At 55.6% G+C, this 17,320-nt stretch carries 15 protein-coding genes and 1 tRNA gene; 7 read left to right on the top strand and 9 right to left on the bottom strand.

The genetic code is table 11. The annotated features are described in order from the left end of the window. Positions 1-94: 94 nt before the first annotated feature. The 6 genes from FQ179_RS12560 to FQ179_RS12585 form a co-directional block, all read right to left on the bottom strand. A tRNA-Val gene (locus FQ179_RS12560) sits at positions 95-169 on the bottom strand. A gap of 152 nt (positions 170-321) precedes the next feature. Beyond that, a complete protein-coding gene (dnaQ, locus tag FQ179_RS12565; protein ID WP_149397610.1) occupies positions 322-1,074 on the bottom strand; it encodes a DNA polymerase III subunit epsilon in 753 nt (250 codons plus the stop codon). A 331-nt stretch (positions 1,075-1,405) separates the two neighbouring features. Beyond that, a complete protein-coding gene (locus FQ179_RS12570) occupies positions 1,406-4,450 on the bottom strand; it encodes an efflux RND transporter permease subunit (protein ID WP_149397611.1) in 3,045 nt (1,014 codons plus the stop codon). A gap of 12 nt (positions 4,451-4,462) precedes the next feature. Continuing rightward, positions 4,463-5,581, bottom strand: a complete 1,119-nt coding sequence (locus tag FQ179_RS12575; protein ID WP_149397612.1) for an efflux RND transporter periplasmic adaptor subunit — start codon at positions 5,579-5,581, stop codon at positions 4,463-4,465. A gap of 81 nt (positions 5,582-5,662) precedes the next feature. Beyond that, positions 5,663-6,130 carry a ribonuclease HI gene (gene rnhA / locus FQ179_RS12580; RefSeq protein ID WP_149397613.1) on the bottom strand — a complete coding sequence of 156 codons (468 nt, stop codon included), beginning with the start codon at positions 6,128-6,130 and terminating at the stop codon, positions 5,663-5,665. A gap of 34 nt (positions 6,131-6,164) precedes the next feature. Then, on the bottom strand, positions 6,165-6,947 hold the full coding sequence (locus FQ179_RS12585; RefSeq protein ID WP_188074601.1) for a class I SAM-dependent methyltransferase: 783 nt from the start codon (positions 6,945-6,947) through the stop codon (positions 6,165-6,167). 15 nt (positions 6,948-6,962) lie between these two features. On the opposite strand from FQ179_RS12585, the gene gloB reads away from it, so the two are divergent. Genes gloB through fabI form a run of 3 tightly spaced genes read left to right on the top strand, consistent with a single transcriptional unit; the run spans position 6,963 to position 9,978 of the window. Then, positions 6,963-7,748, top strand: a complete 786-nt coding sequence (gene gloB, locus FQ179_RS12590; protein ID WP_149397615.1) for a hydroxyacylglutathione hydrolase — start codon at positions 6,963-6,965, stop codon at positions 7,746-7,748. A gap of 16 nt (positions 7,749-7,764) precedes the next feature. Then, positions 7,765-9,150, top strand: a complete 1,386-nt coding sequence (locus FQ179_RS12595; protein ID WP_149397616.1) for a transglycosylase SLT domain-containing protein — start codon at positions 7,765-7,767, stop codon at positions 9,148-9,150. A 45-nt stretch (positions 9,151-9,195) separates the two neighbouring features. Then, positions 9,196-9,978 carry an enoyl-ACP reductase FabI gene (gene fabI, locus FQ179_RS12600; RefSeq protein ID WP_149397617.1) on the top strand — a complete coding sequence of 261 codons (783 nt, stop codon included), beginning with the start codon at positions 9,196-9,198 and terminating at the stop codon, positions 9,976-9,978. Between the two features lie 9 nt (positions 9,979-9,987). Here the strand turns inward: fabI and FQ179_RS12605 are convergent, their stop codons facing one another. Both FQ179_RS12605 and FQ179_RS12610 read right to left on the bottom strand, forming a co-directional pair. Beyond that, positions 9,988-10,656, bottom strand: a complete 669-nt coding sequence (locus FQ179_RS12605; protein ID WP_149397618.1) for a glutathione S-transferase — start codon at positions 10,654-10,656, stop codon at positions 9,988-9,990. 22 nt (positions 10,657-10,678) lie between these two features. Further along, positions 10,679-11,698 carry a rhodanese-related sulfurtransferase gene (locus FQ179_RS12610; protein ID WP_149397619.1) on the bottom strand — a complete coding sequence of 340 codons (1,020 nt, stop codon included), beginning with the start codon at positions 11,696-11,698 and terminating at the stop codon, positions 10,679-10,681. 172 nt (positions 11,699-11,870) lie between these two features. On the opposite strand from FQ179_RS12610, the gene FQ179_RS12615 reads away from it, so the two are divergent. Continuing rightward, positions 11,871-12,197: an I78 family peptidase inhibitor gene (locus FQ179_RS12615; protein WP_188074602.1), complete on the top strand. Its 327-nt coding sequence runs from the start codon at positions 11,871-11,873 to the stop codon at positions 12,195-12,197. A gap of 15 nt (positions 12,198-12,212) precedes the next feature. Continuing rightward, complete coding sequence (locus tag FQ179_RS12620; RefSeq protein ID WP_149397621.1) at positions 12,213-13,307, top strand: metal-dependent hydrolase; 1,095 nt, start codon at positions 12,213-12,215, stop codon at positions 13,305-13,307. A gap of 105 nt (positions 13,308-13,412) precedes the next feature. On the opposite strand, the gene FQ179_RS12625 is transcribed toward FQ179_RS12620, so the two are convergent. Then, positions 13,413-13,907, bottom strand: a complete 495-nt coding sequence (locus FQ179_RS12625; protein ID WP_149397622.1) for an Lrp/AsnC family transcriptional regulator — start codon at positions 13,905-13,907, stop codon at positions 13,413-13,415. A gap of 134 nt (positions 13,908-14,041) precedes the next feature. On the opposite strand from FQ179_RS12625, the gene mdeB reads away from it, so the two are divergent. Then, positions 14,042-16,657 (top strand): alpha-ketoglutarate dehydrogenase, encoded by a 2,616-nt coding sequence (mdeB, locus tag FQ179_RS12630; protein WP_370459866.1) that lies wholly within the window; start codon positions 14,042-14,044, stop codon positions 16,655-16,657. Positions 16,658-16,717: 60 nt separating this feature from the next. After that, positions 16,718-17,188 (top strand): nucleoside deaminase, encoded by a 471-nt coding sequence (locus FQ179_RS12635; RefSeq protein ID WP_149397623.1) that lies wholly within the window; start codon positions 16,718-16,720, stop codon positions 17,186-17,188. Positions 17,189-17,320: the final 132 nt, after the last annotated feature.

The raw sequence follows: 17,320 nt of genomic DNA on the forward strand, positions 1-17,320 counted from the left end.
TTTGACGCGCTCGTTTTGAGTACCTTTTGAGTACTAGCCGTCTAATCGAAAAGTATCAAAAAGCCCTAACGCATTGATTTTATTTATGTTTTAATGGTGGGCGGTACAAGGTTCGAACTTGTGACCCCTGCCGTGTGAAGGCAGTGCTCTACCACTGAGCTAACCGCCCCATAAGACGTCGTATTGGCAACATTGCGCTGCACAAACGAGCTTTGGGAAGACCAGAATTGTACACCAGTTTTAAATGGTATCTGATTGAACACAGGCTGCCCGTAACCGACCGTCGCAGCAGCATGGCTCACGCGGTATCGTTGCCTGCGTTCAGCCCCCTGCCACCTCTGTAGACGCCGCTACAGCCACCTGAGCCTCGGCATCCACCACCCGCCACACACACGGCTTGCCTGCCGTTTCGTCGAGCGCTTCAAGGTAGCTAACATGTGCCTGCAGCTCATCAGCACTGGCGGTAATCACCTTCAGCACAGAAACATCAACAGCCTCAACATGCACGCCACCTGCACGACCGCCCTCTTCTTCGTTAAAGTCCATGATCAGCGCGTCTTGACCGCGGGTCATGGCCAACCATACATCGGCCAACAGCTCAGAGTCTAGCAGTGCCCCGTGCAACGTTCTATGCGCATTAGAAATGCCATAACGCTCGCACAATGCGTCAAGATTATTACGTTTACCCGGATGTATTTCGCGCGCGTACAACAGCGAGTCGGTAACCTTGCCGCAAAGCTCGTCAAAACGCGGCAGACCAATACGCGTCAGCTCCGCATTCAGAAACTTGCAGTCAAACGCCGCGTTATGGATGATGACTTCAGCGTCTTTGACGTAGTCAACCAGCTGCTGCGCCGTTTCTTCGAAACGCGGGTGCCCTGACAGAAACTCAGTGGTCAGGCCGTGCACGGCCAGAGCCTCTGGATCACTGTCACGATCGGGGTTGAAATACAGATGCAGGTGCCGGCCCGTAAGTGCACGATTTTCAAGCTCTACGCAGGCCAGTTCGACTATTCGATGGCCTTGCACCGGGTCGAGGCCGGTGGTTTCGGTATCAAGCACTATCTGACGCATATCTGCAAATCACTAAAAAAAAACAAAGCCATAGCCACGATGGGCGACGGCAAATAAAAGCAATGGGGGGGCGAAGCAACCATGTTAACGCATGCGTCTCCATGGGCACACCAACCTCTTCGGTAACATTGTTTCTCGGTCGAGGAAAAAAACCAAACAAGAACGGCCAAGTCGGGCTGCCCACACTCAGGCTCAACATCTACTTGCCGCAGGTCGATACACGCCCCCATCTACGGGAGATTAATGTGTACCGAAAACCATTTGCGTTTACCTGCAAGCATCTGCAGACTTCAACACGCACTCAGAAGCGCATCGAGGCTGACCATCAGGCCTAAGTAGTACTAGCAACAGGCCGCGCCTTGCCGGCGATAAGCGTATAGGCCACTGGCACTACAAACAGCGTCAGCACCGTACCCAGGCTCAGCCCACCCACCAGTACCCAGCCTATCTGCTGCCTCGACTCCGCACCCGCACCTGTTGCCAGGGCCAGAGGAACCACGCCCAACACCATGGCGCCAGTGGTCATCAAAATAGGCCGCAAGCGCATTACTGAGGCCTTAATGACCGCTTCCATCATTTCCATGCCTTCGGCACGCAACTGGTTGGAAAATTCGCAGATCAAAATACCGTGCTTGGTAATAAGCCCCACCAAGGTAATCAAGCCGATCTGGCTATAAATCGAGAGCGTGCCGCCTGCGAGATACAACGCTAGCAATGCGCCCGTCATCGACAGTGGCACGGACAACATGATAATGAGCGGATTGCGCCAGCTTTCAAACTGGGCCGCTAGCACCAGGTAAATAAAGGCGACAGCCATCATGAAAACCAGATAGATGCCACCGGCAGAGTCGCGAAACTCGCGTGATTGCCCATCCAGATCCGTCTGCACCGTGGGGGGAAGAATATCGCGCGCCACTGTATTCATGTGGTCCAGCACCTCACCCAGCGCGTAGCCCGGCGCCACAGACGCTTCGACCTTGACGGCACGCAGGCGGTTGAAGTGGTTAAGCGACTGAGGTGACACCCCCTCGTTAACCGTCACAAAATTGGACAACTGCACCATACTGCCGTCACGTGCTCGTACATAGATGTCAGAGATGTCAGCCGGGTCGGCCCGGTCTTGTTTCTTGACCTGCACAATTACGTCGTACTGCTCACCGCTGTCGCGAAACCGTGTCACCTGCCGCCCGCCCAACATAGACTCCAGCGTTCGCCCGACCACATCCACATCGATACCCACGTCAGCCAGCTTGTCGCGATGCACCACAACCTTGAGTTCGGGCGTATTAAGTCTAAGATCAGTGTCGATGTTTTGCAGGCCGGGATAATCGCGCAGCGCATCCGTATAGCGCTTTACCATGGCATCCATTTCGGGATAAGACGCCTGGCTCATAATCATAAAGTTTACGGGTTTGGAGGTAGAGCGCTGCCCCAGCGACGGCGGGTTAACCGGAAACGCCCGCACACCCGACAGCGCGCCTAACTGCGGACGCAGCTCTTCAGCAATACTTTGTTGTGAACGTGTGCGTTGATCCCAGGGCTTGAGCCTAAGAATCGCAATGCCATCGGTAATGGTTGGAAAGCCAATAATTGACTGATAACCCGCAGACTGAGGGATGTCTTCGTAAATCTGCTCAACTTTTTCCATGCTGTGCAACATGTAGTCGACGGTCGCGCCTTCAGGGCCACTTAACATGCCGTAAATAACGCCACGATCTTCCAATGGCGCCAGTTCGCTTTTAACCGTATTAAAAAGCAACACACTGCCGCCCGCCACCACCAGGCCCAGCAACATGACCAGTGTTCTGTGACGCAGAGCACGGGCCAGCCCATTGCGGTAGCGTATGGTCAGCCCTTCGAGCAGGGTTTCAATAAAGGTATAAATACGCCCATGGCTAGTTTGATGGCGCAGCAGCGCCGCGCACATCATGGGTGTTAATGTCAGCGCCACAAAACCGGACACCAGCACCGCGCCGGCCAGCGTCAGGGCAAACTCGATAAACAGACGCCCCGTCCGCCCGGTGGCGAAGGCCAGCGGCGCGTACACCGTAACCAGAGTAAGCGTCATGGCAACAATGGCGAAGCCAATCTCTTTGGAGCCAAGAAGCGCAGCCTCGACACGCGACTTCCCTTCTTCGATATGCCGATAGATGTTCTCGAGCATAACGATGGCGTCATCGACCACCAGGCCAATGGCCAGCACCATGGCCAACAGGGTCAGTGTATTGATGGAGAATCCAAAAAAATACATGACCCCAAACGCCCCAATCAACGATACGGGTATTGTCACGATGGGAATCAGGCTGGCGCGCAGGTTACGCAAAAAGAAGAAAATAACCAACACCACCAGCAGTATGGCTTCGCCCACGGTCTTGTATACAGAATTGATGGACTCCTGAATAAACACCGAGGTGTCGTAAGTCAGGTCAAGGTGCATGCCTGAAGGCAGGTTTTCATTGATGGCGGCAATTTCGGCACGGGCATAGCGCGAGAGATCCAGCGGGTTTGCCGTTGATTGTTTGGTAATGCCTATGGTTAGGCTGGGCCTGCCGTTGTAGCGTGCCAGAATTCGATCTGAAAGTGCATCAATTTTTACATCCGCAACGTCACCCAGACGAACCGGATACCCGTTGGCCATAGACACGATAATGTCGCGAAACTGATCAATCGACTGCAAGTCGGTCGTTGACATCACGGTAAACTCGCGCTCTTTCGACTCTATGCGGCCTGCCGGAATCAGCACGTTTTGCTGGCGCAGCGCGGTCTCTACGTCTTGCACAATAAGGCCATAGGCCGCCAGTTTCGACCGGTCGACATAAATACGCATGGACGGCAGGCGTTCACCAAACACGCGCACTTCAGCCGCACCAGGCATTACAGAAAGACGCGTTGTAACGTAGCGCTTGATGTAGTCAGACGCTTCGATCTCGGACATCTGGCCGGTGGAAACACCCACGTAGATAATCGGCGTGCTGTCCGCTTCTACCTTGCTGATAATGGGCTCGTCGACCTCGTCGGGCAGATAACGTCGCGCACGCGAAACCTTGTCGCGCACGTCTGCGGCTGCAGCGTCGGGATTACGGCTTAGATTGAACTTGATGTTGATGTAACTGATCTCTGAGCGGCTGCGCGACGTCATCACGTCGACGCCTTCAATGGCCGACAGCTGATCTTCAAGCGGCTTGGTAACCTGAGACTCGACCACCTCGGGCGAAGCGCCTTTATAGTCGGTGCGTACCGAAACAACAGGCTCATCAATAGCCGGGTACTCGCGAACGGTAAGCCGCTCGTACGAAATAAAGCCAACCAGCACAATGATCAGCGACAGCACTGTCGCGAAAACCGGGCGCTTTATGCAGACTTCAGACAGTTTCATGCCGCGCTACCCTCAGGATGCCGTTGCGCTGACAGGCGGTTTTGCTATCTCGACTTCCTGACCCTGGGATACCTTCTGCAAGCCAGAGGTAACAATAAGGTCACCAGGCTGTATCCCGTCGATCACCTCCACCCGCCCATCCCGCCGCATGCCCAGGCGCACGGCCACACGCTGTACTTTACCGTCGACAACACGGTATACAAATTGCTCGTCTCCCGAGGGCGAGATAGCCGTCTCGGGCACAACCAGGGTGGCATCATCGGCAAACTGCAGCCGTACGCGCGCAAAGATGCCGGGGCGCAAAATATCATCCGGGTTTGGAACGTTGGCGCGCAACAACAGCGAGCGGCCACCCACATCTATCAGCGGGCTGATGGCGCCCACCTCGCCCTGGCGGCTTTGCCCCGGCAGGGCATCGAAGCTGACGGCAAGCTTTTGCCCCAGCTTTATGTCACTGAGAAATTGTTCAGGAATACGAAAATCAACTTGAAGCGGGTCAATCGACTCGATAGGCACCAGGTCTATGCCCGGGCTGACGTAATCACCCACTGACACGGTACGCAGGCCAATCAAGCCGTCAAAAGGCGCCACGATGACAGTCTTGCTAAGGTGGGCCTTGGCCAGCGCCAACTCTGCCTGCTGCACCTTGAACTGGCTAGATGCCTCATCAAGTGCCTGCTTGCTGATAAAACCCTGCTTGGTCAGTTGCTGGGCGCGTCTGTACTTGCTGCTTGCCAGGCTGAGGTTGGCCTGTGCCTGTTGCACCTCGGCACGCACAACACTGTCGTCAAGCCGAACCAGAACCTGACCCTTCTCGACTTTGCCGCCTTCTGCAAAATTAATCTCAGTGATGCGACCAGTGATTTCTGGGCGCAAAATGACGGAGTCCCGGGACCGCAAGCTACCTACGGCAGAGACGCTGCGCGGCATTGAAACCTGACGCACGGCCTCAACCTCCACAACTGTTTTAGATTTAGAGGAGGCAGGGGTACTCTTGCCCGCAGTTGGGGCTGACTTGACCTGCGCTGGCACAGTCTTCTGGCTGCGCTCCGCCTGCCAGCGGGAGCCGTACACGCCCGCGGCCACACCAAGGGCAAGGACCAGGATGAGCCCTGGGATAGAGAATTTCATAATTAAAAGCCATGCCAGCCCCAAAGTCAGCGGGCTAATAAACAATATTGATTGTTCGTGACTTTAGCACTTGTTATCAATTTATTTCAGTGAAGTTTCTCGCGGCGTCGCCCTGGCCTTTTCAACGCCCATATTGGCCAGCTCATCAGCGCGTTCATTACCCGGGTCACCGGCATGCCCACGCACCCAGCGCCAGCTAACTTCGTGTTCGCCGACCATTTCGTCAAGCATTTGCCACAGGTCGGCGTTTTTTACGGGCTTTTTGTCCGCAGTGCGCCAGCCCCTTTTCTTCCAGTTGGCCAGCCACTCGTTCATGCCCTTTTGCACATACTGCGAATCGGTATGGACCACAACAGTACAGGGACGTTTAAGCGCACCCAGCGCCTGGATCACCGCCATGAGCTCCATGCGGTTGTTGGTGGTGGCGTGTTCACCGCCAAAAAGCGTTTTTTCGTGGCGCCCCTGGCGCAACAGAGCCCCCCAGCCACCTACTCCCGGGTTGCCCTTGCAGGCCCCGTCTGTCCAGATCTCTACTGGTTTTTGCGTCATTTAATACTGATTCCGTTTAATGCAGGTGTTCGCGTCATGATTTTGCATCTTCTTCCTTGAAAGCACCTGCCTGTGGCCTTCGACTGGCCACCACAGCATGCCTTCTTGAGCGCCTCTTCTTGGTTTTCCAGGCGGGGCCCACCAGCCGCATGCCCGCAACCCGCTTAATGGCCGATACAACATACACGGCGCCGCACACAGGCCACCATCGGTCACCAGCGGCATCCATGAATGCCCAGCGCTCCAGCCAGACTTTGTCGCTGCAGGCTGGCCGGTAGCAGCCGAAGCGCCCCCGGTCGAGTTCGAGCGACAAAAGTTTGAACCAGTCTTTGATGCGCGGCAATGATACCTGCAGATGCGCTGGCACGGGCAGAAGCGGATCTATACCGGGGATGCGATCACTTACGCCCCAGAGGCTCCAGGGATTAAACCCCGAAATGACCAGCCTACCCTCGGGAACAAGCACCCGTTCTGCTTCGCGCAGAATACGATGGGGGTCAGAAGAGCACTCAAGTACGTGCGGCAACACCAAAAGATCTATGCTTTGCGATTCAAAAGGCAGATTTTCAGGCTGAGCGACCAGCGTCGCACCCAAGTCAGACGCCTGAAATGACTCTATATGAGTACGTTCTTTATAGGGAATGCGGTTGGCCTTGAGCAAATCCCAATGCGGAAGGCCCACTTGTATGGCATGATAGCCGAACACGTTTCCGACCATTGCATCGATCTGCTTCTGTTCCCAGCCTTGTACGTATTGGCCGGGCGGTGTGTTCAGCCACTCGGCCAGATCCAGAATAATGGGTTGGTCTGCAGACACTTTTACTCCTGCTTTATGGCAAATACCGAACTCATCCCGATCCCCGCCTTTACTGATAATTACATTTGGATGGTGCGCAAAGGCAACCATGCGGTCGTTATTGACCCTGGGCAGTCTACGCCCGTTGAGCACGTGCTCGATCAGCACGACCTGACGCTGGACGCCATTTTACTTACCCACCATCACGGTGACCACGTAGGTGGCGTGCTCGCATTACAACAGCGAACCGGGGCAGCCGTCTATGGCCCTGCGCACGAAAAACTGCCAGCCTGTGATCATCGCCTTGTTGAAAACGATACGGTACAATTGCCCAGCGTCGATTTGAAGCTGCGTGTACTTGATGTGCCAGGTCATACAGCGGGGCACATTGCTTACTATGGCAGCATTGGCCAAAATACGTCTGTTGTTTTCTGTGGAGACACGCTGTTTGCCGCAGGCTGTGGGCGCTTGTTCGAGGGCACCCCTGCACAAATGGTCGAATCTCTGGGTAAACTAAGCGCTTTGCCGCCAGAAACACTCGTGTGCTGTGCACACGAATACACGCTGGCCAATTTGCGCTGGGCACTTAGTGTCGAGCCCGGCAATAGTGCTTTGCAACAACGCTTTAAGCAGGATACCCAACGCCGCAACCAAGGCTTGCCAACCCTGCCCTCCACAATTGAGGCCGAACTGAACACCAACCCGTTTATACGGACACTGCAGCCTGAAGTGATAACAGCCGCCGCCCGGTACGCGGAGGCACCTCGAAACAACCCGATTGAGGTTTTCACCAGCCTGCGCGAATGGAAGAATAACTTTTGAAGACACGCACAAGCCCATGATCCGCCTGCGCCTATTTCTACTGGTAATCGTAGCAGTCCTGGCCGGCTGCGCTACCCAAAACTCCTCCGACAACCCTTACGCCACCCCAAAAAAGTCGTACACCGCCGCCGAAACCTCGCGCACGGTCGACCTTACCAAACCTCCACAGGACATGTGGGACCGCATCCGACGCGGGTTTGCCATACCTAACCTGCAGGACGACGTCACAGACCGCTGGACCAGCTACTACGCTTCGCATCCAGAATCGGTCAAACGCATGAGCGAGCGCGCAGGCAAATACCTTTATTACATTGTCGACGAGCTAAATCGTCGTGGCCTGCCTACCGAACTGGCGCTGTTGCCATTTATCGAAAGCGCCTATAACCCCACCGCGCTGTCGAGTTCCAAGGCTTCGGGCTTGTGGCAATTTATACCCAGCACCGGCAAGTACTTTAATTTGCAGCAAGATGGCTGGCGCGACCAGCGTCGCGATACCATCGCCTCTACCAATGCAGCACTCGACTACCTGGCCTATTTATACGACTTCCAGGGTGACTGGTACCTGGCACTTGCATCGTACAACTGGGGTGAAGGGGCGGTAAAACGCGCCATGGGCAAAAACGCACTGGCCGGTAAGCCTACTGATTACCTGTCGCTGAACATGCCTGACGAAACCCGCAACTACGTGCCAAAGCTGCAGGCCATCAAAAACATTATTGCCGACCCCGAACACTACGGCATTGTTCTGCCCAGCGTCAACAATCAGCCTTATTTTGCCAAGGTCGAGAAAAAAGACAATATCGACATCAAGCTGGCGGCCGAATTGGCTGAAATGCCTCTCGAAGAATTCAAGTCACTCAACGCCTCGTTTAATCGCCCAGTCATTCTGGCCGAGCACAACCCCACGTTGCTCCTGCCGGCTGACCGTGTTGACATCTTCAACACTAACCTGCGTGCCTACAAGGGTCGTCTCAGCTCGTGGGACGTCTACAAAAGCACGTATGGCGAAACGTACGAATCCATCGCCAAAAAACATGGCGTAAGCGTGGTCACCCTGCGCTCGGTAAACGGCATCAGCACCAAGCAGAGCAAGGCGGTTGCCCAAACACTGCTTATTCCCACCAAAGACTCAGGCCCTACGGGCGGCATTATCCTGGCTTCGTATGAACAGCCGCCAAGTCGCGTCGCGCCCCAGGCTCGCCAGCGCAAAGGCGACGTAACTGTGTTAAAACGTCGCGCCAACGTGCGTACACATACTGTCAGAAGTGGGGAAACCCTGTTTGCGCTCGCCAAACGCTACAACACATCCGTCACCGAACTGCGCCGGCTCAACAACCTGAAAAGCGACCGCCTTGCAAAAGGCAAGCGTCTCACGGTTCCAGGCACAGGGGTACGCGGGTAATCTAAAACCAATTACATATTTAATCGAAGAATGAAGGATCACAACATGGGTTTCCTTGCAGGCAAACGCATTCTTGTCACTGGTGTTATTTCCACCCGTTCGATCGCCTATGGCATCGCCAATGCATGCAAAGAGCAAGGCGCAGAGCTGGCCTTCACGTACGTAGGTGATCGCTTCAAAGACAGGGTTTCAGAGATTGCGGCAGGGCTGGGCAGTGACATTGTGCTTCCCTGCGATGTGGCCGACGACGGCCAGATCGACGAGGCTTTCACCCTGCTCAAAGAGCGCTGGGACGGCCTTGACGGCCTGGTGCACTCTATCGGTTTTGCCCCGCGCGAAGCGATCTCCGGCAACTTCCTCGAAGGCTGCACACGCGAAAACTTCCGTATCGCGCATGACATTTCGGCCTACAGCTTTCCTGCGATTACGCGGGCAGCGATGCCGCTCATGAAGGGCCGCAAAGCCTCGGTGCTGACCTTAACCTATCTTGGTGCCGAAAAAGCCATCCCCAACTACAACACCATGGGGCTGGCCAAGGCATCACTCGAGGCCAGTGTGCGTTACATGGCGTCGGCGCTCGGCCCTGAAGGCATCCGTGTCAACGGTATATCGGCTGGCCCCATCAAAACACTGGCCGCCGCCGGCATCAAAGACTTCCAGGTCATTTTAAAGTTTGTCGAAACGCATGCGCCATTGCGTCGCAACGTAACCGTTGAAGATGTGGGCAATGTGGCCGCATTTATGCTGTCAGACTTGGCGGCAGGCGTTACAGGCGAAATCACGCACGTTGATGGCGGTTTCTCCTGTGTCATTCCAGGCATGGGCTAACTCGCTATCTCACCCGGCCTGCTGCGGCAGCGGAAACACTTGCCCGGGGTTTCCGTCTTGCCAGGCTGGGTATTTGTTCATCACTGAGGCAAACAAAGCGCTTTGCTTCCAAGTTTGAAGCCACTGGCACAATCGCGGCCAAGGTTGCTGTTCAAACCATTCGACATCAACGTGAGCAAACTGCCTGACAAATGGCGCAACAGCCATGTCGGCCAGTGCCGGGCGTGCACCAAACAGGTAAGCGTCAGACTTTAGCCGCGTTTCAAGGCTCTGCAGCCAATCTACTGCCGCATCACGCCAGCTCTCACCTGTTTCACAGTCGTAACGTTGCGGGTACTTGTAGCGATCCAGGTGGTGTTTAAATGCGCCATCGCACTCAGCAACCAGGTCAAGCATGGAAGGCAGGTTACGCTGCTCGGGGGTAAGCCAGTTTTCGGGATCATTACGGCGCAAGGCCCACATCATGATGTCCAGACTCTGCTCAACCACTATCCCTTCAGTATCTACCAGTACCGGCACCGTGCCTTTAGGCGAAACTCGCAATAAGGCCGGCGGCTTTGAGCGCAGCACCACTTCACGCAACTCACAGCGTATGCCACTGACGGCAATCGCCAGACGCGCCCGCATGGCGTAGGGGCAACGTCGAAACGAATAGAGAACCGGTAGCGATGTATGCACGGTAAGCCTCAGACCTGATGTGTCAGCGTTTAGTGCCCGGCTTTTGCGCAGCCTTGCGGGCCTGGGCCTCTTTCAGCTTGGCCTGTGCCGCCAGCTCTGCCGCCCGTTTTTTTTCTTCTACACGTTCACCAATATGACGCTCTTTGCGCTGCAGCGCGAGCTCGACCTGTTTCTGGCGCTCGCGGAAGCGGGCCTTTTGCTCTTCAGTATGCGTGTCGTGGCAATGAGGGCAACTGACCCCTGGCTCAAAAAACGGGGATTTTTTGTCTTCGGGGCTGAGTGGCAGACGGCACGCTCGGCATAACTCGTAATGCCCCTGCGCCAAGCCATGCCCGACGGACACGCGCTCGTCAAAAACAAAACACTCGCCGTCCCAGCGGCTTTGCTCAGCAGGCACGGTTTCGAGGTACTTTAGAATACCGCCCTGCAAATGATAAACCTCGTCAAAACCTTGGGCGCGCAGATAGGCCGTAGATTTTTCACAACGTATGCCACCGGTACAGAACATGGCCACTTTGTTGCCGCCCGCCAGCACGCCGCCCTCGGCGGACTGCTCACGTACCCATTCAGGGAACTCTGTAAAACTGGTGGTATGCGGGTTGACTGCTCCGCGGAACGACCCTATGGACACTTCGTAATCGTTACGCACATCGACCACCACTACGTTGGGATCATCGATAAGTTGATTCCACTCTTCGGGCGGCACGTAAGCGCCTGCCATGGTCGGTGGGTGCACATCTGGAACGCCCATGGTTACGATTTCGCGCTTGAGCTTGACCTTGAGCCGATAAAAAGGCATTTTTTCTGCCCGTGACTCTTTATGCTCCAGCCCGGCCAGGCGAGGATCGTTGCGCAAATGAGCCAGCACCGCCTTGATGCCGCCCTCACTGCCGGCAATGGTGCCATTAATACCTTCTCGTGCGAGCAATAGCGTACCCTTGACGCCTTGCTGCTCGCAAAAATCGAATAAAGGCTGCTGCATTTCTTGAAAATCGGGCAGTTCGACGAATTTGTATAGCGCCGCAACGAGGTAGCTGGACATAAGTAGGTATAAATTTGGTAATGATTGATCAAAGATCAGTTAAAGCCAGTGGCTGCTGCATCATTCTACCAAGGGCGAACGATGTGCGAGGCATACCCGGGCCTTAGTTGCTCTGTGATGCTGGGCTTAAAGTATGATTAAGGGCGCTGCGTCCCAACGAAAGGAAGTAAACATGATCTTGAAACCGACATCTTTCTTGCTCCTCACACTGGCCCTTCTCGCCGGTTGCGCGGGCGGTGCATCTAACGTTGCCCGCTCCGACACGTCTCAAAGTTTTACTACGTCCAATGACAGCAAGGTGTGCGACGCAGACCCGGCTGAGTACGCCATAGGCCAGAAGCTCACGCCTCAGCTTGAGCAAACGCTGCAAAAAAGGGCTGATGCCAAGCAATTGCGATCATTGGGCCCTCGTGATGTCATGACCATGGAATACAACCCGCAACGCCTTAACCTCATCGTCGACGACGAAGGCATGCTCACACGCGTGCACTGCGGCTAAACGCCGCAGTCAGCCATGGACTCCATCACTCAGGCCGTGCTTGGCGCCGGCATACAGGGCGCCATGCTCGGCAGGTTTCAGGGGCGCAAGGCGCTGCTCGTCGGCGCTGTGCTGGCTACCCTGCCAGATCTTGATGTTCTTATCAGGTATGCCGACCCCGTATCGGGCATGATCCATCACCGCGGGTTTTCTCACTCACTGTTTGTCCTTACCGCCCTGGCGGCCTTGCTAACGCTTTTATGGCGTCGATGGCGACCTTCACCCCACTATAGTGCCGGCTGGCTCTTCCTCACGCTTTGGCTGGTGCTAGCCACCCATCCGCTGCTCGATGCCTTTACCTCATACGGAACACAGCTGTGGTGGCCGCTGCGCCCTATTCCCACCAGCTGGTCCAGCATTTTTATTATTGACCCGCTGTTTACCGTGCCGTTGCTCATCATCGTGCTGGCGGCCGCCATTATGGGTAATCGACCAGGCATCTGGCGCACTATGCGCTGGGCCCTTGCGTGGTGCTGCATTTATCTGGCTCTGTCGGTATTTGGAAAGCTGCTGATTGAATACCGTGTACGCCAGGTTTTGCGCGAAGATGGCACGCAGGTACAGGCCATGTTCTCCACCCCGGAGCCGTTCAATATTTTCTTGTGGCGTGTTGTGGCGCGCACCACTGACGATCATTACGTAGAAGTCATCGCTAGCCTGTTCGACCGCAAACCACCCGAGCACCTGCGCCAGACATTTAACACAGACCTTGTCTCGACGTTCTCCGGCTCCCCGCAAATGGCTGGGCTGCAATGGTTTACCGGAAACTGGCTGCGTTACGATGCCATTGGCAACAAATTGGTCGTTACCGACCTACGCATGGGCCTTGGTACGGGCTTGTACTCATTTCGGTTTCTAATGGCCACGCGCGCACAGCCTGGTGCTGCCTGGCAGGCGATTACCCCTCAGTACTGGCCACGAGAGCGGGGCCTTGATGAGCTGGGCGCTGTCATGCGGCGAGTATGGTGGCAAGACCCACCCTTGCCTCTGGAGAAATGGGCGGCCAACATGACGCAAGAGCGCCCGGTGCCACGGCCTCTTGATCACATTACCATCCCCCCTGGTCGTTAGCTTCATCAACAAGACAGATAAGTTCTGCTCTGGTCCAGACCTAAGCCTGCTAAAAGCTAACGGAGTCTGCACCCTTACCGCAATGTCCGGTACCGGCTGGGCAATCTACCTAAACTTTAGCGGCAGTGGCAGTGCGGTTTTGTACGAAACCTGCTTTAGCGCAAAACTCGATCGTATTTTGTCGATATCCGGAATGGATGTGAGGTGCTCAAGAATAAAATGCTCGAGCGCTGCCATGTCAGCAACGGCTACACGTATCAGGTAATCGGCATTACCCGTCATGAGATAGCACTCCATAACCGCTTCGTGCTCAGTTATGCGGTGCTCAAAATCAGCCAGTGATTTTCTGTCTTGTGACTTTAAGCTGATGTTAATAAAAACGGTGATGCCCAGACCAATGGCAGGCGCTTCAACCAGCGCAACATAGCCCTTGATAATACCCGCTGCCTCTAAAGCCTTGACGCGTGCAAGGCAGGGGGAAGGCGACAAGTGTATGCGTCGGGCCAGCTCTACATTACTGAGCGAGGAGTCGCGCTGCAGCTCTTCAAGAATGCGAAGATCGGTCGCGTCCAGTTTGGGCACGGTGGCTTCATAGCTCATTATGCTGAACCTTATTAAAAACCAAGCATTTCATGCTGAAAGCCAGTGATTATATTGTGTAGTTCAACACAAAATATGCCTGATTTCAATGCAAAATGACATATATCATTTACCCCATTTTCAGGCTACATCACATGCTCATGAAAACCCTCGGCCAGCGCATGCTCGACATTGATCCAGAAGAAACCAACGAATGGCGCGACGCCTTTAGTTCGCTGATCAACGCTGGCGGCGAACAGCGCGCCATTTTCATGCTCGATTTGTTGCATCGCATGGCGCATGAGCAACAGGTCGCCTGGAAGCCTGACGGCGAAACGCCTTACGTCAATACGATTGCGGCTGATCAAGAGGCTGACTTTCCCGGCGATCTCGCCATTGAGCAACGCCTGTGCGCCATCATGCGCTGGAACGCGCTGGCCATGGTAGTGCGCGCCAATGCAGCCTATGGCGAACTAGGCGGGCATATTGCCAGCTATGCCAGCGCCGCCGATCTGTTCGAGGTGGGCTTTAATCATTTTTTCCGGGCACGCAACGACGGTACCGGTCAATTGGGTGATCTGGTCTTCTTTCAGCCTCACAGCGCGCCCGGGGTGTACTCGCGCGCCTTTCTGGAAGGCCGGCTCAGCGATGCCGATCTGTCACACTATCGCCAGGAGCTCGGCGGGTCAAGCAACGGGGCGCAAGGCTTGTGCAGCTACCCCCACCCTTATCTCATGCCCAATTTTTGGCAATTCCCGACGGGTTCCATGGGCATTGGCCCCATCAGTTCCATATACCATGCCCGTTTCATGCGTTATCTCACACATCGCAATTTGCTTGACTGCAGCGGCCGCAAGGTCTGGGGTGTGTTCGGCGATGGCGAAATGGATGAACCCGAATCCATGAGCGCTCTCACGTTGGCGGCACGCGAGGGGCTGGACAACCTCGTTTGGGTGGTCAACTGTAATCTGCAGCGGCTGGACGGGCCGGTGCGGGGCAATACCCGCATCATCTCCGAACTTGAAAAACTGTTCTCTGGCGCAGGCTGGAATGTCATCAAAGTACTGTGGGGCAGCGACTGGGACGGGCTGTTTGCCCAAGACCTCACGGGCGAGCTTGTGCAGGCGCTGACCAATACGGTAGACGGCCAGATGCAAACATTTGCGGCGAAAGATGGGCGCTATAACCGCGAACATTTCTTCGGGCAGAACGAGGCGCTTGGCCGCCTGGTGCAGGGCATGACCGACGAGCAGATTGACCAGTTAAAACGCGGTGGCCACGATCTGGTAAAAATTTACGCGGCCTATGCGGCGGCGGCAAAGCACACAGGCCAGCCCACTGTTATTTTTGCGCATACCAAGAAGGGCTACGGCATGGGCGCAGCTGGTCAAGGGCGCATGACGACGCACTCAGCGAAAAAATTCGACGATGAAGCCCTGCTCGACTTTCGTGACCGTTTCGAGCTACCCCTCAGTGATGAGCAGACACGGCAATTGCAGTTTTACAAACCAGCCGATGACAGCCCCGAAATGCAATACCTGCACGCGCGTCGCAAATCGCTGGGTGGCTATCTGCCCGCTCGCCAGACCAATGCCGACACGCTGCCTGTTCCTGCCACTGATGCCTGGGCGAAGTTTGCACTGCACTCTGACGGCCGATCCATGTCGACCACCATGGCGTTCGTTCGCATGATGGGTTCGCTAATGCGCGATGCCACACTGGGGCCGCGCGTGGTACCTATCGTTGCCGATGAGGCCCGCACGTTCGGCATGGCCAATCTATTCAAACAGGTTGGTATTTACTCCAGCGTGGGCCAGCGTTATGAACCCGAAGACATAGGGTCCATTCTCAGCTACCACGAAGCCCGTGACGGGCAGATCCTCGAAGAAGGCATTAGCGAGGCGGGTGCCATATCCAGCTGGGTTGCCGCAGCGACTAGCTACAGTGTGCATGGTATGACCATGCTGCCGTTCTACATTTATTACTCGATGTTCGGCTTCCAACGTGTGGGCGATCTTATCTGGGCAGCCGCCGACCAGCGCCCGAGAGGCTTTCTCATTGGGGCAACTTCGGGCCGTACCACCCTGGCGGGCGAAGGGCTGCAGCACCAGGATGGCACCAGCCACTTGTGGGCATCGGCTGTGCCCAACTGCAGGGCTTATGACCCGGCATTTAGTGGCGAACTGGCTGTCATCATTGACCACGGCATGCGTGAAATGCTTGAAGAGCAGCAAGACGTTTTTTATTACGTCACTGTCATGAATGAAAACTACACCCAACCTGCACTGCCAGAACATGCGTACGATGATGTGATACGTGGCGGCTACCGTTTTGCCCACTACGGCCCTGATGACGCGACACCGCGCGTCACTCTGCTTGGCTCGGGTGCCATTCTGGTTGAGGTGATCAAGGCAGCCGAAGCGCTTGCATTGCAAGGCATCGCAAGTGACGTGCTCAGCATTACGAGCTGGAGTGAGCTGTCACGCGAGGGACGGCTTAGCGAAGAACAGGCTTTGCGCGGCGAAACCCCCAATCAGGCTTTCATTGCTCAGCTTTTGCAGCAGTGCAAAGGCCCGGTCATTGCCGCCACTGACTATGTGCGGCTGGTGCCGGAATCCATTCGTGCTTATATCCCCGACGGCCGACGCTACATAACACTGGGCACAGATGGCTTTGGCCGCAGTGACACGCGCGAAGCACTGAGACGCTTCTTCGACGTTGATGCACAGGCCGTAATCAATGCTGCCCGTGTGGCGCTCGGCATGACTTGAAAGCTGGTGTGATTGCGCTTACTGTACGAGATGACTCAGTATTTGGAGCAAGGCGGCCATATGAATGCCCTACAACAAGACCACGATTTTCTTCAGCGCGCGATCGATCTGGCCCAACAAAATGTGGAAAAAGGCGGCCAGCCTTTTGGTGCCGTGCTGGTCAAAGACAGCACAATACTTGCCGACGGTGTTAACGATGTGTACATAGACTGCGACCCAACCGCCCATGCCGAGATCCAGGCCCTGCGGCATGCCGGCCACACACACGGTACGCCCAAGTTTGACGGTACCACCATGTACGCCAGTGGCAAACCCTGTGCCATGTGCATGTCGGCCATGATCATGGCCGGGGTCAGCCGCGTTGTTTATGCCGCGGGTGACGATATGGGCGAGCCGTATGGCTGGTCAACGCTGGCCTTGTATGAGCGCATGCAGGCACCATTTGGCGAGCAAGGCGTACAGGTAGAGTACTTGCGCAATGAGAGCAAACTAAACGCGTATAAGGCATGGAAAAAACGACACGTGCTCTGAGGCGGTAACAGTTGCACCTGCACAGGTTCTGCGCCACAGCGGCGGGCTCGCGCCCGAGACCACACGTCGCTTTCATCAGTTACACAAGGGGGTAACAATAAGTCGGGTCAGCTCGCATCGTTATGTGTTGCC

Origin of the sequence: Pusillimonas sp. ANT_WB101, assembly GCF_008369125.1 — a bacterium.
Taxonomy (GTDB): domain Bacteria; phylum Pseudomonadota; class Gammaproteobacteria; order Burkholderiales; family Burkholderiaceae_B; genus Allopusillimonas.

Bases quoted from the DNA above. Each gene is read 5' to 3' on its own strand.
- fabI (WP_149397617.1), top strand. From the start codon at position 9,196: ATGGGTTTCCTTGCAGGCAAACGCATTCTTGTCACTGGTGTTATTTCC.
- FQ179_RS12615 (WP_188074602.1), top strand. From the start codon at position 11,871: ATGATCTTGAAACCGACATCTTTCTTGCTCCTCACACTGGCCCTTCTC.
- FQ179_RS12635 (WP_149397623.1), top strand. From the start codon at position 16,718: ATGAATGCCCTACAACAAGACCACGATTTTCTTCAGCGCGCGATCGAT.
- FQ179_RS12620 (WP_149397621.1), top strand. From the start codon at position 12,213: ATGGACTCCATCACTCAGGCCGTGCTTGGCGCCGGCATACAGGGCGCC.
- FQ179_RS12570 (WP_149397611.1), bottom strand. From the start codon at position 4,450: ATGAAACTGTCTGAAGTCTGCATAAAGCGCCCGGTTTTCGCGACAGTG.
- FQ179_RS12610 (WP_149397619.1), bottom strand. From the start codon at position 11,698: ATGTCCAGCTACCTCGTTGCGGCGCTATACAAATTCGTCGAACTGCCC.
- mdeB (WP_370459866.1), top strand. From the start codon at position 14,042: ATGCTCATGAAAACCCTCGGCCAGCGCATGCTCGACATTGATCCAGAA.
- rnhA (WP_149397613.1), bottom strand. From the start codon at position 6,130: ATGACGCAAAAACCAGTAGAGATCTGGACAGACGGGGCCTGCAAGGGC.
- FQ179_RS12575 (WP_149397612.1), bottom strand. From the start codon at position 5,581: ATGAAATTCTCTATCCCAGGGCTCATCCTGGTCCTTGCCCTTGGTGTG.
- gloB (WP_149397615.1), top strand. From the start codon at position 6,963: ATGGCAAATACCGAACTCATCCCGATCCCCGCCTTTACTGATAATTAC.
- FQ179_RS12595 (WP_149397616.1), top strand. From the start codon at position 7,765: ATGATCCGCCTGCGCCTATTTCTACTGGTAATCGTAGCAGTCCTGGCC.
- FQ179_RS12625 (WP_149397622.1), bottom strand. From the start codon at position 13,907: ATGAGCTATGAAGCCACCGTGCCCAAACTGGACGCGACCGATCTTCGC.
- dnaQ (WP_149397610.1), bottom strand. From the start codon at position 1,074: ATGCGTCAGATAGTGCTTGATACCGAAACCACCGGCCTCGACCCGGTG.